This window comes from Aminobacter aganoensis (genome assembly GCF_014206975.1).
Taxonomy (GTDB): domain Bacteria; phylum Pseudomonadota; class Alphaproteobacteria; order Rhizobiales; family Rhizobiaceae; genus Aminobacter; species Aminobacter aganoensis.
Genome location: NZ_JACHOU010000002.1, coordinates 25,848 through 38,698 on the forward strand (window position 1 = coordinate 25,848; position 12,851 = coordinate 38,698).

The following is a 12,851-nucleotide window of genomic DNA, read 5'->3' on the forward strand; positions in this document are numbered from 1 at the left end:
CCTTCTTCCTCCGAATTCTGCTACTTTGTGCATTTATGATCTTCATTTATAGGAAAAATTGGCTGAACCATGCACACTGTCGATGAGACGGACTTGCGCATCCTTCGAGCGATGCAAAGCGACGGAAACCTGACCGTGACCGAGATCGCCGAACGGGCTGGCATCTCGCAATCCCCATGCTCGCGCCGGATCGCCATCCTCCAGGAAAAAGGGGTCGTCAAAGGCAAGCAGACCCTCCTCGATGCCAAGAAGCTGGGCTTCGACACGCTGGTCATCGTGAGGATCAAGCTCCAAGGGCACGACGCCACGCTTCTCGAAGCGTTCAAGAAAGCCGTGCGGAGCATTCCCGAGATCCAGATTGCGCTTCTGGTTCTTGGAGATTTCGACTTCTACCTGAGGATCGTGGTGCGAGACATCGAGCACTATCAACGACTTCTGCAGGGTAAGCTCGTATCGCTGCCCGGGGTCCGGGAGATGCAAAGCTCCGTCATCCTTGAAGTCGTCAAGGACTCGGCTGCCTTGCCGTTCTAGCAGGCCGCCGACCTTCTATCTTGCCACGGCCGAATGCCGGGTCCGAGAGGCCGGGCGGTCGCCCCTCACGACGCCGGCTCGACTTCTAAAGCAAACCCAGCCAGCGCGGCGAGCGGCAGTTCGGCCTTCCAGTCTTGCCGTTCATCGTCGTTCTCCCTCGTCTCAGGCCTCGTGTCGGTTCCTGAAAATCTCGTAGGCAAAGCGCGCCCTCACCCCGATATCGAGCAGGGGCCGAGGCGGAACGGGCGCCGGGGTGCCGAGGCTGATCATGTCCGCAATCAGGGGATCATCCTCGCCAAGCGCCATTGCCGCGGCGAGCCGGCCGCTGATCGTGCCCTTGGCGACGCCGACGGCGTTCTGGCAGACCGCGCTCCAGACATTCGGAGCAACCTGTCCGAAGCCCGGTGCGCCATTGCGCGAAAGGCAGATATAGCCAGTCCACGTACGCTCCATGGTGACGCCCTTGAGCATCGGAAAGCGATCGTCGAAGAGGCGTTGATGTTCGGCTCCGACCCTTGCCCGGCGCTCGTCGGACTGGCGCAGGCTCGGGCAGAAATGGATATTCTGCCGGATCAGGATGCGATGATCGTTGGTGTAGCGCATGGTAATGCCCGCAAAGGCATTTGCCGGCGTCGAGCCCCAGGGCGCGATGTTCCCCAGAGCGGCCTGTTCAGCCGCAGTCAGGCGGCGCGACAGGCTTGCATGGGCTGCGAAATTCAACAGCCTGCCCTTCCAGAATCCGAAGCGCATAGCCAGTCCGTTGACGGCAAGGATGACCTTTTGGGCGCGCACCGAGCCGTGCGCGGTCTTCAGGCTGATCGTCGTGCCTAAATCGGCCTCGAGCACGGGGCAGTTCTCGTAAAGAGTGACATTCTCGGGCAGGTTCTCACCCAGCCCCCGGTTGATCGCCGCGGGATTGAGAAGCGCGGTTCCCGGCGTATAAACCGACGCCACGAAATGGCTGGTGCCCAGTCGCTTGGCGGTCTTCCCGGCGTCGAGCCATTCATACGGCTCGTTCAGCCGCTTCAATTCCTCGACAGTGGGCAGCAGAATTTCCTCTGCGCCGCGCTCCGAACTTGCCGTGTGGTATTTGCCTTGCTCGCTCCAGTCGCACTCGATGCCATGACGCTGCACGCTGTCGCGCAGCGAAGCGATCCCCGCTCTCGCAAGCCGCATGTAGGCCTTGCCCTTGGCAAGTTCTTCGAGAGACGAGCCCACATTGTGCGGGAGATCGATGGCAAAGCCCGAATTCCGGCCTGAAGCGCCCTCGCCCAGTTCCTGCGCGTCGAAGACCACGATCTTCGCATGTGGCCTGAGCTCACCCAGACGCCGCGCCGCGCCCAATCCAGCATAGCCCGCGCCGATCACCACGAAGTCCGCAACGATGTCGCCGGACAGCGACGGCTTGGCTTGGCGCGAAGGCAAAAGGGCGCTCCAGCCATTCGTGCGGTCGTCCTTGGGAAGCAATGTGATCCGGGTCATGCGGCAGTAGCCGCATTGACCCAGCTCGCGGGCTGCAGGCTGTAAAAAACGAGAGCACTCGCCGCGAGGTAACGCACCCGCGTTCCGGCCGGCAGCCAGATCGTGTCTATCGGCCCGGCGTCGAGCCGGCCCTGTGGGGTCTCGACCGCAAACTTCCCGGAAATGACCAGGATCAGCTCGTCGTATTGGACTTGCCAAGGGATATCCGCATCGCGAAATCGGGCAAAGCCGCCAGAAAGCTCGCTGCGATCGGCGAGGCCGGCGACTTCCACGACATCGGCCATTTCAGGATAGGCGAAGCGAGGCTGAAAGCTGAGGTCGGCAAAACGGTTCAGGCGCGCGGGCGCCTTGTCGATATCCGTCATCTTTCTCTTCCCCCTGCCATGCCGTCTGTTGTGGTGCAGACAGAAATCGCACATGCCCGTACAGATGTGTACTGAACCATACAACTATTTATGTACATATATGTACAGATCAGTCAAATGAAAAAGCGCCAGGTGATTGAGCGTGTCAGCAGCCAGGCTGAGGAGGACCGCGCCCAGCCCCGGCTGACGCGGGCGGATTGGCTGGAAAAGGCGCTGGAGGTGCTGATCGAAAGCGGCGTCGATGCAGTGAGGATCACCAGGCTGGCGGAGCTGCTTGGGGTCACGCGCGGCAGCTTCTACTGGCACTTCGAGGACCGGAATGAACTGCTCGAGGCCATGCTCGACGTCTGGGAGCAATCAAATACGGCGAGCATCATCCGTGCGGCGACATTGCCGCACACGCTTCAGGACCGCATCCTGCCTCTGTTCATGTGCTGGCTCGATCCCGAGCTCTTCGATCCGTTACTCGATTTTGCGGTGCGCGACTGGGCACGTGGCGATGCCAGGCTTCAGGCGATCATCGCGACGTCGAACCAGCAGCGGATGGAGGCCCTGGTTGCGACATTCGCAGCCCACGGCTTTCCCCAGCAGCAAGCCGTCATTCGCGCCCACAACATCTACTACATACAAATGGGATACTAAGCGTTGAATGTTCGCGAGCCGCTGGCGGATCGGCTCGCCTACGTTGCGACCTATTTCGAAACGTACACGGATGAAAAACTGGACTCACTGGCAGAGGCGGAATTCCGCAAAAAAGTCATCGGGCGAAAGGACCGGGAAGGCGACAGCATTCCAGACAAGAGCAACGACGGGCCAGATACTGCCTCTTCCCAGTGACCAAAACTGGCCCGTTCGCGGCAGCCTGGTGCTCGTCACTCCGCCGCGCCTCGTCATGCGTGCTCGGCAATCACCGCGAGGAAGGCGGGGCCGTAGCGGTCGAGCTTAGCTTCGCCGATACCGGGAACGTTGGCCATCTCCGCGCGCGATGCCGGCCTGGCCGACGCCAGTTCGATCAGGGTCTTATCGTGGAAAATCACATAAGGTGGCACGTTCTGCAGGCGCGCAATTTCCGTGCGCTTCTGCCGCAGCGCCTGGAACAAATCATGGTCCGTATCTGAGACGGCGGCCTGCGCCGCACTACGCGCGACCTTGCCACGTCTGGCGCGCGCCGGTGCCGGCACGCGCAACATCAGCTCCGGCTTGTCGCGCAGGAATTCGCGGCCGGCTGGTGCAATCGACAGGCCACCATGGCCGGCTAAATCGACGTCGATGAGGCGCAGCGCGATCAGCTGGCGCAGGATCGCCCGCCATGTCCGGTTGTCGTGCTCGGTGCCGATGCCATAGGTGGAGATGCGGTCATGGCCGAACTGGGCGATGCGCTCGTTGTCTACGCCCAAAAGCACGTCGACGACATAGGCCTGCCCGAAACGTTCGCCCGTGCGGTAGATGCAGGACAGCGCCTTTTGCGCGGCGATGGCACCGTCGAACAATCTTGGCGGCTCCGCGCAGGTGTCGCAATTGCCGCACGGTTCGCTGTGGTCGCCGAAGTAGGACAAAAGAACCTGCCGGCGGCAGCCCGCCGTCTCGGCCAGCCCCAGCAGCGCGTCTAGCTTGTGCCGCTCCATGCGCTTGCGCTGGTCGGGCGCCTCCGACTCCTCGATGAAGCGGCTACGCAGGGCGATGTCCTCGTAGCCGTAGAGCATCAGCGTATCGGATGGCAGGCCGTCGCGCCCGGCACGGCCTGTCTCCTGGTAATAGGCCTCGATGCTGCCAGGCAGGTCGATATGGGCGACGAAGCGCACGTCGGGCTTGTCGATGCCCATGCCGAAGGCGACGGTGGCGACCATGACAACAGCATCGCCATGCTGGAAGCGCATCTGGTTGGCCTCGCGCGCAGCCTTGTCCATGCCGGCGTGATAGGCGAGCGCGTCGTAGCCGAGACCCTGAAGCCAGGCGGCGGTTTCCTCGGTCCGGCGCTTCGACAGGCAGTAGACGATGCCGCTCGCGCCCTCGTAGCGCTTGAGGAACTCCTTGAGCTGTGCGCGCGGATTGTCTTTTTCCTCGATGGCATAGCGGATATTGGGGCGGTCGAAACCGGCGATGAAGGCATCTGCCTCGTCGATCGCCAGATGCGACAGGATTTCGGCGCGCGTCGGCTCGTCGGCCGTCGCCGTCAGCGCCATGCGCGGCGTGCCGGCAAAACGCGCCACGACCATGTCGAGCTGGCGATAGGAAGGCCGGAAATCGTGCCCCCATTGCGACAGGCAGTGCGCCTCGTCGATGGCGATCAGCGACAGCTTCACATCATCGAGCAGCTCCAGCACATCCGGCCGCAGCAGCGTTTCGGGTGCGACATAGAGCAGGTCGAGCGCTCCTGCGCGAATATCGCGCCACAGGGCACGGCGATCGTCGGGCGAAAGGTCGGAGTTGAGCCCGGCCGCCCGCACCCCAGCCTGGCGCAGCGCCGTCACCTGATCGGCCATCAGCGCGAGCAGCGGCGACACGACGAGACCCATGCCGGGACGGACGATCGCGGGGATCTGATAGCAGAGCGACTTGCCGCCGCCCGTCGGCATCAGCACGAAGGCGTTGTTGCCGGCAATCACATGCTCGACGATGAGCGCCTGCGGTCCCCTGAAGGCATCATAGCCATAAACGGTCTTGAGGATTTCGAGGGCAGTGGCGGTCATCGGCTGCAGCAAGGAGAATCATGGAGAGGTCCTTCATAGCAGCTTCGCCCGGCTAGCGATCACTGATGCACAGTTTTGCGAATCTCCGGACCATAACGGCCTTGCTTGAAAGCCCGAGTCGGCCAGCCTTACAGGTCGATCCAAGCACGCGCAGACGCCAACCGCGCGGCTTCCTGCTTCGTTGATCGCGCCCAACCATGGACAAGCTGGCGATTATCGCGAGGTACCCAAGTTCATGGCACCACCTCGGGCTTTGGCAATTGTCATGACCGCCATCGATGGTTAGTGAGGTAGGGAGCCGAGCGACAAAGGGAGAGCCGAGATACTGATGCCAGACAACAGCTTGCTGACGTTACTTATTGTGCTGCCATTCCTCGGAAGCCTGGTAACCGTCATGCTGGCATCAACGTCGCGAAACCTTGCCGGCGGCATTGCCGGCGCAGTGGCGCTTGCCTGTCATCTGCTGGCCTGGCTGCTCTATGTTCCGGTCCGGGACAACGAGGTGGTCCGCGCGGTGTTCGAATGGGTGCCCAGCCTCGGCCTGACCGTGTCGCTGCGGCTGGACGGCTTCGCCTGGCTGTTCGCGCTGCTGGTCAGCGGGATCGGGGTGCTCGTCGTCCTCTACGCCCGCTACTACATGTCGGCGGAAGATCCGGTGCCGCGCTTCTTCGCCTTCTTCCAGGCCTTCATGGGAGCGATGCTCGGCATCGTCGTCTCGGGCAACCTGATCCTGCTGGTCGTGTTCTGGGAGCTGACCAGCGTCACCTCCTTCCTGCTCATCGGCTACTGGCACCACAACCAGGCGGCGCGCGACGGCGCCCGCATGTCGCTGACCGTCACCGCGATCGGCGGGCTCGGCCTGCTGGCCGGCGTGATGGTGATCGGGCACATCGTCGGCAGCTACGACCTCGACCGGGTGCTGGCATCGGGCGACCTGATCCGCGCCCACCCGCTCTACGTTCCGGCGTTGCTGCTGGTGCTGCTGGGAGCGCTGACCAAGAGCGCCCAGTTTCCGTTTCACTTCTGGCTGCCCAACGCGATGGCCGCGCCGACACCGGTCTCCGCCTACCTGCATTCGGCCACCATGGTGAAGGCAGGCGTGTTCCTGATGGCGCGGCTCTGGCCGGTGCTGTCGGGCACGCCGGAATGGTTCATGATCGTCGGCCTGGCCGGCATGGCCTCGCTCGTCTTCGGCGCCTATCTCGCCATGTTCCAGCAGGATTTGAAGGGTCTGCTCGCCTATTCGACGATCAGCCATCTCGGGCTAATCACCCTGCTTCTCAGCCTCGGCAGCCCGCTCGGACTGGTCGCCGCCATCTTCCACATGATGAACCATGCCACCTTCAAGGCATCGCTGTTCATGGCGGCAGGCATCATCGACCACGAGACCGGCACGCGCGACCTCAGGAAGCTGAGCGGACTGTTCCGCTTCATGCCGATCACCGGAACGCTCGTCATGGTGGCGAGTGCCGCCATGGCCGGCGTGCCGTTGCTCAACGGCTTCCTGTCGAAGGAGATGTTCTTCGCCGAGGCCGTGGCGACGCACGCCGATTCCTGGCTCGACAGGGTGGCGCCCTATGCCGCCGTGCTGGCCAGCGCGCTGGCTGTCACCTATTCGATGCGCCTGATCCACTCGATCTTCCTCGGCGCCCCGCCCGAGAGCTTTCCGCGCGAACCGCACGAACCGCCGTTCTTCATGCGCCTGCCGGTGACGCTGCTGGTGTTCGCCTGCCTGGTGGTCGGCATCGTTCCCGGGCTGACGATCGGTCCATACCTGCACATCGCAATCACCTCGGTGCTGGGCGCCGCGACGCCGGAATACAGCCTCGCGGTCTGGCATGGCTTTACCGTGCCGCTGGTCATGAGCCTGATCGCGCTGGTCGGCGGCGCCCTGCTCTATCTTGCCATCGGCAACTATCTCGAGCGCTCCGAAGGGGCGTTCCTGCTGCGCCGCTTCCAGGCCCAGCGCATGTTCGAACAGGTCATGGTCACCGTCTCCTGGCGGTGGGCCCGTTTCATCGAAACCAATCTCGGCACACGGCGCCTGCAGCCGCAGTTGCGCCTGCTGGTGTTCGTGGCATTCGCCGCGGCCCTGCTCTCCCTGTTCGGCAGCGATATCGGGCTGGCACCGGTGCAGCTCGCCGGCACTGACTGGGTTTTCACTGGCATGTGGGCCGTCGGCGTGACCTGCGCCATTGCCGCCGCGCACCAGGCCAAGTTCCATCGCCTGGCAGCGCTTGCCCTGCTTGGCGGTACGGGCCTGATCACCTGCATGACCTTCGTCTGGCTGTCGGCCCCCGACCTCGCGGTCACGCAGCTGGTCGTCGAGATCGTGACGACCGTTCTGATCCTGCTTGGCCTGCGCTGGCTGCCCAAGCGCTCCCAGGCGCTCACCGAACCGCTGGGGGCGATGGCGCGCGTGCGCCGGCTGCGCGACCTTGCGATGGCGATTGCCGCGGGCGTGGGCATGACCGTCATCGCCTATGCGGTGATGACCCGCCCGGCGCCCGAGACGATCGCCGACTTCTTCCTCGAGAAGGCCTACAGCGAGGGCGGCGGGCGAAACGTGGTCAACGTCATCCTCGTCGACTTCCGCGGCTTCGACACGCTCGGCGAAATCACCGTGCTCGGCATCGTGGCGCTTACGGTGTTTGCGCTTCTGCGCCGGTTCCGGCCAGCGCCCGACAGCGTCGAGCGGCCAGAGCAACAGCGTATCCAGCGCGCCTATGACGAGGCGCAACCGGACCGCCAGCCCGGCGCGACCGCCGCCGACTACCTGTTCGTGCCGTCGGTGATCATGCAGTGGATGTTCCCCGTCATCATCATGTTCTCGGCCTATCTGTTCCTGCGCGGCCACGATTCACCCGGCGGAGGCTTTGCCGCCGGCGTGGCAATGGCCGCCGGCTTCATCCTGCAATACATGGCGGCGGGCACCATCTGGGTGGAAGACAGGCTGCGCATCCTGCCGGTGACCTGGATCGGCGGCGGCCTGCTCGTGGCCTTGTCGACAGGGATCGGTGCCTGGGTGTTCGGCAAGCCGTTCCTGACCTCGTACGCGCAGTATGTCGACCTGCCTCTCATCGGCAAAATACCGCTGGCGACAGCCGCCCTGTTCGACCTCGGCGTGCTGACGCTGGTCGTCGGAGCGACCGTCTTGATGCTCATTGCGCTTGCCCACCAATCGGTCCGCAGGTTGCGGGCCGCGCGCAGCGAGGAGCAGTCATGATGGAACTGACGCTGGCCATCGCCATCGGCTGCTTGACGGGATCTGGTGTCTGGCTGCTGCTGCGCCCGCGCACCTACCAGGTGGTCATCGGACTGTCGCTGTTGTCCTATGCGGTCAACCTCTTCATCTTCAGCATGGGCAGGCTCCGCGTCGGAGCCGCACCCGTGCTGGAGGGCGCCGGAACTGTCAACCCGGCGGACTACGCGGACCCGATCCCGCAAGCCCTGGTGCTGACCGCGATCGTAATCGGCTTTGCCACCACGGCGCTGTTCCTCGTCGTGCTGCTCGCCGCGCGCGGCTTGACCAGCAGCGACCATGTCGACGGGCGGGAGCCATGATGGGTTTCTCGCAGCACCTGCTGATCCTGCCGATCCTGCTGCCGATGGCGGCGGGAGCAATCCTGCTGTTGATCGAGGAGCGTCGCCACGGCGTGAAGGCCGGCATCAACATCGTCGCCACTGCCCTACTCCTGGTCCTGGCCTGTGGACTGCTCCGCCTCGCCGACACCGGCGATGCGGCAGGTGACGCCATGACACACACCTATCGGCTGGGCGATTGGGCTCCGCCGTTCGGCATCGTTCTGGTCCTCGACCGGCTGTCGGCCCTGATGCTGGTGCTGGCCTCCGTGCTCGCTGCCGCGGCGCTGGTCTTCTCGCTGGCGCGCTGGCACAAGGCGGGACCTCATTTCCACACGCTGTTCCAGTTCCTGCTGATGGGCGTGAACGGGGCCTTCCTGACCGGCGACCTGTTCAACCTCTTCGTCTTCTTCGAGGTCCTGCTGGCGGCATCCTATGGCCTGATGCTGCACGGTTCAGGCACCTTTCGGGTCCGTGCCGGCCTGCACTACATCGCGATCAACCTTGCCGCATCGCTGCTGTTCCTGATCGGCGTCAGCCTGATCTACGGCGTGACCGGCACCCTGAACATGGCCGACCTCGCCACGCGCATCCCCGATGTGGCAGCCGAGAACCAGGCCCTGCTTGCGGCCGGTGCGGCCATTCTCGGCATCGCGTTCCTCGTCAAGGCCGGCATGTGGCCGCTGTGCTTCTGGCTTCCATCGGCCTACATGGCAGCCTCCGCGCCTGCTGCGGCGCTGTTTGCCATCCTGAGCAAGGTCGGATTCTACGTGCTGCTGCGGCTCACGCTGCTGCTGTTCGGCGAAGGTGCCGGCCCGCTTGCCGGCCTGGGCAGCCAGGTGTTGCTGATCGGGGGCATGGCAACGATCGCATTCGGCGCGTTCGGCGTGCTTGCCTCGCAGTCGCTGGGCCGGCTCGCAGGCTACAGCATCCTGGTGTCGTCCGGCACGCTGCTGGCCGCAGTCGGGCTTGGCGACCATGCCGTGGTCTCCGGTGCGATGTTCTACGTCGTCACGTCGACGCTCACCGTCAGTGCGCTGTTCCTGATGATCGAACTGGTTGAGCGGGCGCAGGAACCCGGGGCAAACCTGCTGACCGTAACCATGGAGGCCTATGGCGACGACATCGAGCCCGAAGCGGAAGACGAGGAAGAAGTCGGCGTGGCGTTGCCGGGGGCGCTTGCCATCCTCGGCATTTGCTTTGGCTGCATCGGCCTGCTGCTCGCCGGCCTGCCGCCGCTGTCCGGCTTCATCGGCAAGTTCGCGCTGATCAATGCCATCTTCAATCCCGATGGTCTCGGATCCGCTACCGGCGGCCCGGACAGCATCGGCTGGATCCTGACGGCACTTCTGATCCTGTCGGGCCTGGCAGCCCTGCTCGCCATGATGCGAACCGGCATCCGCACGTTCTGGGCGCCGCTGGAGGTCATCGTGCCCAGGGTCCTTGTGGTCGAGATCGTGCCGATCATCCTGCTCATCGGGCTTTGCTTCCTGCTGACGATCCAGGCCGGGACGGTCATGCGCTACACCGATGACGCGGCGCAGGCACTGCACGAACCGCGGTCCTACATCGAAGGCGTGCTACCCGGTCCTGGACAGACGAGCGGGGTGTCGACGCCATGAGACGCATCCTGCCATACCCAGTTCTCACTGCATCGCTGGTCATCGTCTGGATGCTGCTCAACGCGTTTTCGCTGGGCCATTTCCTGCTCGGCCTGGTCGTGGCCGTGGGCGCCTCGCGTGCCATGATGCAGCTCGAGCCGTCGAAACCGCGGCTGCGGCGCTGGCAGCTCATCCCCTGGCTGTGCGGCATCGTCCTGCTTGACATCGCGCGCTCCAACATCGCCGTCGCCACCATCATCCTCCGGGGCGACCGACAAGCGCGCAGAGCCGGCTTCGTTTCGATCCCGCTCGACCTGCGCGACCGGACCGGGCTCGCCGTGCTTGCCTGCATCGTGACCAGCACTCCCGGCACCGCCTGGGTGGAATACGACTCGGCGTCGGGCGTCCTGCTCATCCATGTCCTCGACCTCGTCGACGAGCAGGAATGGGTCGACCTGATCAAGACGCGCTACGAAGCGACCCTGCGGGAGATTTTCGAATGACCGCCACCATCCTCGCCTGGTCGGTGACCGCAGCCCAGCTGATGCTGGTTGCAGCCATGGCCTGCAACACCTACCGGCTCATCATCGGCCCCCGCGCCCAGGACCGCGTCCTCTGCCTGGATGCGCTCTATGTCAACGCGATGCTGCTGGTTCTGACCTTCGGCATCCGCACCGGCAATGCGCTCTATTTCGAGGCGGCGCTGGTGATCTCCCTGCTCGGTTTCATCTCGACTGTCGCCCTCGCCAAATTCCTGATGCGCGGCGAGGTGATCGAATGAGCCATGCCGAAAACCTGCCCGCATGGGCGGCCCTGCTGGTTGCGTTTCTGGTGCTGGCCGGTGCCGGCCTGACCCTGATCGGGGCGATCGGCACGCTGCGTTTCCGCAGCTTCTTCGAACGGGTCCACGCGCCGACTTTGGGCACCAGCTGGGGCACGGGGGCGATCGTTGTCGCATCCATGATCCTGTTTTCGGTACTCGGCTCGCGGCCGGTGTTGCACGAAGTCTTGATCGGCGTGTTCATCAGCGTCACCACGCCGGTGACGCTGATGCTGCTTGCACGCGCGGCACTCTATCGCGACCGTTCGGAAGGCAGCTCCGACGTGCCGCCGGATCATCTCGCCGATAAGCCGGATGAGCGATAGCCATCGTTCACTGCCGGGTGCCCAAAGGAGGGCCGTGAGTATCTGAGACGGAAACGGAACTCCCCGGACGCTGGCCCGTTAAAGCTTACCTAATCCGAAGCGGCGGGCCTTGATGACCAGCAGTGAACATCTCCTCGGCCCGCTGCCTGCCGCAGCCTACACCACCGATGCGAACGGTCGGATCACCTATTTCAACGATGCGGCAGCGGAACTCTGGGGTCACACCCCCGAGATCGGCAAGGACGAGTGGTGCGGCTCCTGGCGGCTGAGGACCGCCGATGGCGATCCGCTCGCACACAGCGACTGCCCGATGGCGCTGGCATTGAGGGAAGGCCGCGCAATTCGCGGCGCAGAAGCCATCGCCGAGCGGCCGGACGGGACGCTCGTGCCGTTCCTGGCCTTCCCTGCCCCGCTGCGAGACGGTTCCGGCAAGATTACGGGCGCCATCAACCTGCTGATCGACATCTCGGCGCAGAAGCAGGCGGAAGTGCAGACGATGCGCCTGGCGTCGATCGTCGAATCCTCCGACGACGCCATCATCAGCAAGGATCTGTGTGGCGTCATCGAGAGCTGGAACGCCAGCGCCACGCGGCTTTTCGGCTATTCCGCGGAAGAGGCCATCGGTAAGCACATAACGATGCTGATCCCCGCAGACCGGCAGGGCGAGGAGGACCTTATCATCGGCAAGGTCCGGAATGGCGAGCGTGTCGACCATTTCGACACGATAAGACGGCGCAAGGACGGGCGAGAGGTGGCGATCTCGCTCACTGTCTCGCCCGTGCGCAGCCCCGCCGGCAAGGTCATCGGCGCTTCCAAGATCGCCAGGGACATCACCGACCGCAAGGAAAGCGAACATCGCATCCGCATGCTGATGCGCGAGGTCAACCACCGGGTGAAGAACCAGTTCGCGGTGATCCTGTCCATGATCCGGGAGACTGGCAAGCACACGGCGACGATTGCCGAGTTCGAGCGCCAGATCCGCAATCGCATCATGGCGCTGTCGCGATCCCAGGACCTGCTCGTCGACGGCGACTGGCGCGGCGCCGACCTCGCCAACCTGGTCGACAACCAGATCCGGCCTTTCGCTGCGGGACATCGTGTCCAGATATCTGGCGAGCCGATCATGCTGTCGACCGTCGCCGTCCAGAATCTCGGCATGGCCTTCCACGAACTCGCCACCAATTCGGCCAAGCATGGCGCGCTGTCGTCACCCGGAGGAACCGTCGAGGTCGTCTGGACCACGTCCGGCCGCTTCCGCCTGACCTGGAAGGAAAACAATGGGCCAACGGTGGAAAAGGCGTCGCGAAACGGTTTTGGCAAGATCGTGCTCGAGCGGATCGCGCCGCTGGCACTGAATGGCGTCGGCCATCTCAGCTTTGAACCGAATGGTGTTACCTGGACGCTGGATGCGCCTGTCGAATCGATCCGTAACGCCGAACTCTAGCCGCCACCTC

At 64.0% G+C, this 12,851-nt stretch carries 13 protein-coding genes; 10 read left to right on the forward strand and 3 right to left on the reverse strand.

Annotated elements, in window-relative coordinates:
• The first annotated feature begins 69 nt into the window (after positions 1 to 69).
• Entirely contained in the window at positions 70 to 531 is a 462-nt protein-coding gene (locus GGR00_RS04110; protein ID WP_055979152.1) for an Lrp/AsnC family transcriptional regulator, read from the forward strand.
• Between the two features lie 162 nt (positions 532 to 693).
• Here GGR00_RS04110 and GGR00_RS04115 read toward each other — a convergent pair whose 3' ends face one another.
• Both GGR00_RS04115 and GGR00_RS04120 read right to left on the reverse strand, forming a co-directional pair.
• Positions 694 to 1,899 (reverse strand): NAD(P)/FAD-dependent oxidoreductase, encoded by a 1,206-nt coding sequence (locus tag GGR00_RS04115; protein ID WP_343065518.1) that lies wholly within the window; start codon positions 1,897 to 1,899, stop codon positions 694 to 696.
• Between the two features lie 110 nt (positions 1,900 to 2,009).
• Positions 2,010 to 2,378: a cupin domain-containing protein gene (locus tag GGR00_RS04120; protein ID WP_055979299.1), complete on the reverse strand. Its 369-nt coding sequence runs from the start codon at positions 2,376 to 2,378 to the stop codon at positions 2,010 to 2,012.
• A gap of 117 nt (positions 2,379 to 2,495) precedes the next feature.
• Between GGR00_RS04120 and GGR00_RS04125 the strand changes: the two genes are divergently transcribed.
• Together GGR00_RS04125 and GGR00_RS04130 are read left to right on the forward strand one after the other, a co-directional pair.
• Complete coding sequence (locus GGR00_RS04125; protein ID WP_162244946.1) at positions 2,496 to 3,020, forward strand: TetR/AcrR family transcriptional regulator; 525 nt, start codon at positions 2,496 to 2,498, stop codon at positions 3,018 to 3,020.
• A gap of 3 nt (positions 3,021 to 3,023) precedes the next feature.
• Entirely contained in the window at positions 3,024 to 3,215 is a 192-nt protein-coding gene (locus GGR00_RS04130) for a hypothetical protein (RefSeq protein ID WP_055979143.1), read from the forward strand.
• 53 nt (positions 3,216 to 3,268) lie between these two features.
• On the opposite strand, the gene recQ is transcribed toward GGR00_RS04130, so the two are convergent.
• Positions 3,269 to 5,068, reverse strand: a complete 1,800-nt coding sequence (recQ, locus tag GGR00_RS04135) for a DNA helicase RecQ (protein ID WP_055979296.1) — start codon at positions 5,066 to 5,068, stop codon at positions 3,269 to 3,271.
• 325 nt (positions 5,069 to 5,393) lie between these two features.
• On the opposite strand from recQ, the gene GGR00_RS04140 reads away from it, so the two are divergent.
• The 7 genes from GGR00_RS04140 to GGR00_RS04170 all read left to right on the forward strand — a co-directional run bounded on the left by GGR00_RS04140 (position 5,394) and on the right by GGR00_RS04170 (position 12,841).
• Positions 5,394 to 8,294 (forward strand): monovalent cation/H+ antiporter subunit A, encoded by a 2,901-nt coding sequence (locus GGR00_RS04140; RefSeq protein WP_377863455.1) that lies wholly within the window; start codon positions 5,394 to 5,396, stop codon positions 8,292 to 8,294.
• The gene (locus tag GGR00_RS04145; RefSeq protein WP_055979137.1) at positions 8,294 to 8,632 is read left to right on the forward strand and encodes a Na+/H+ antiporter subunit C; all 339 of its coding nucleotides are present in this window, start codon (positions 8,294 to 8,296) and stop codon (positions 8,630 to 8,632) included. Before GGR00_RS04140 ends, GGR00_RS04145 begins: the two co-directional genes overlap by 1 nt.
• Positions 8,629 to 10,272 carry a monovalent cation/H+ antiporter subunit D gene (locus GGR00_RS04150; protein ID WP_184698142.1) on the forward strand — a complete coding sequence of 548 codons (1,644 nt, stop codon included), beginning with the start codon at positions 8,629 to 8,631 and terminating at the stop codon, positions 10,270 to 10,272. Before GGR00_RS04145 ends, GGR00_RS04150 begins: the two co-directional genes overlap by 4 nt.
• Positions 10,269 to 10,754 carry a Na+/H+ antiporter subunit E gene (locus GGR00_RS04155; protein WP_184698145.1) on the forward strand — a complete coding sequence of 162 codons (486 nt, stop codon included), beginning with the start codon at positions 10,269 to 10,271 and terminating at the stop codon, positions 10,752 to 10,754. Before GGR00_RS04150 ends, GGR00_RS04155 begins: the two co-directional genes overlap by 4 nt.
• The gene (locus GGR00_RS04160) at positions 10,751 to 11,032 is read left to right on the forward strand and encodes a K+/H+ antiporter subunit F (RefSeq protein ID WP_055979129.1); all 282 of its coding nucleotides are present in this window, start codon (positions 10,751 to 10,753) and stop codon (positions 11,030 to 11,032) included. The genes GGR00_RS04155 and GGR00_RS04160 overlap by 4 nt, the downstream gene beginning before the upstream one ends.
• Positions 11,029 to 11,397, forward strand: a complete 369-nt coding sequence (mnhG, locus tag GGR00_RS04165) for a monovalent cation/H(+) antiporter subunit G (protein ID WP_184698150.1) — start codon at positions 11,029 to 11,031, stop codon at positions 11,395 to 11,397. Before GGR00_RS04160 ends, mnhG begins: the two co-directional genes overlap by 4 nt.
• A gap of 112 nt (positions 11,398 to 11,509) precedes the next feature.
• The gene (locus GGR00_RS04170; protein WP_055979123.1) at positions 11,510 to 12,841 is read left to right on the forward strand and encodes a sensor histidine kinase; all 1,332 of its coding nucleotides are present in this window, start codon (positions 11,510 to 11,512) and stop codon (positions 12,839 to 12,841) included.
• Positions 12,842 to 12,851 lie beyond the last annotated feature (10 nt).

Bases quoted from the DNA above. Each gene is read 5' to 3' on its own strand.
- GGR00_RS04170 (WP_055979123.1), top strand. From the start codon at position 11,510: ATGACCAGCAGTGAACATCTCCTCGGCCCGCTGCCTGCCGCAGCCTAC.
- mnhG (WP_184698150.1), top strand. From the start codon at position 11,029: ATGAGCCATGCCGAAAACCTGCCCGCATGGGCGGCCCTGCTGGTTGCG.
- GGR00_RS04145 (WP_055979137.1), top strand. From the start codon at position 8,294: ATGGAACTGACGCTGGCCATCGCCATCGGCTGCTTGACGGGATCTGGT.
- GGR00_RS04120 (WP_055979299.1), bottom strand. From the start codon at position 2,378: ATGACGGATATCGACAAGGCGCCCGCGCGCCTGAACCGTTTTGCCGAC.
- recQ (WP_055979296.1), bottom strand. From the start codon at position 5,068: ATGACCGCCACTGCCCTCGAAATCCTCAAGACCGTTTATGGCTATGAT.
- GGR00_RS04150 (WP_184698142.1), top strand. From the start codon at position 8,629: ATGATGGGTTTCTCGCAGCACCTGCTGATCCTGCCGATCCTGCTGCCG.
- GGR00_RS04110 (WP_055979152.1), top strand. From the start codon at position 70: ATGCACACTGTCGATGAGACGGACTTGCGCATCCTTCGAGCGATGCAA.
- GGR00_RS04160 (WP_055979129.1), top strand. From the start codon at position 10,751: ATGACCGCCACCATCCTCGCCTGGTCGGTGACCGCAGCCCAGCTGATG.
- GGR00_RS04125 (WP_162244946.1), top strand. From the start codon at position 2,496: ATGAAAAAGCGCCAGGTGATTGAGCGTGTCAGCAGCCAGGCTGAGGAG.
- GGR00_RS04155 (WP_184698145.1), top strand. From the start codon at position 10,269: ATGAGACGCATCCTGCCATACCCAGTTCTCACTGCATCGCTGGTCATC.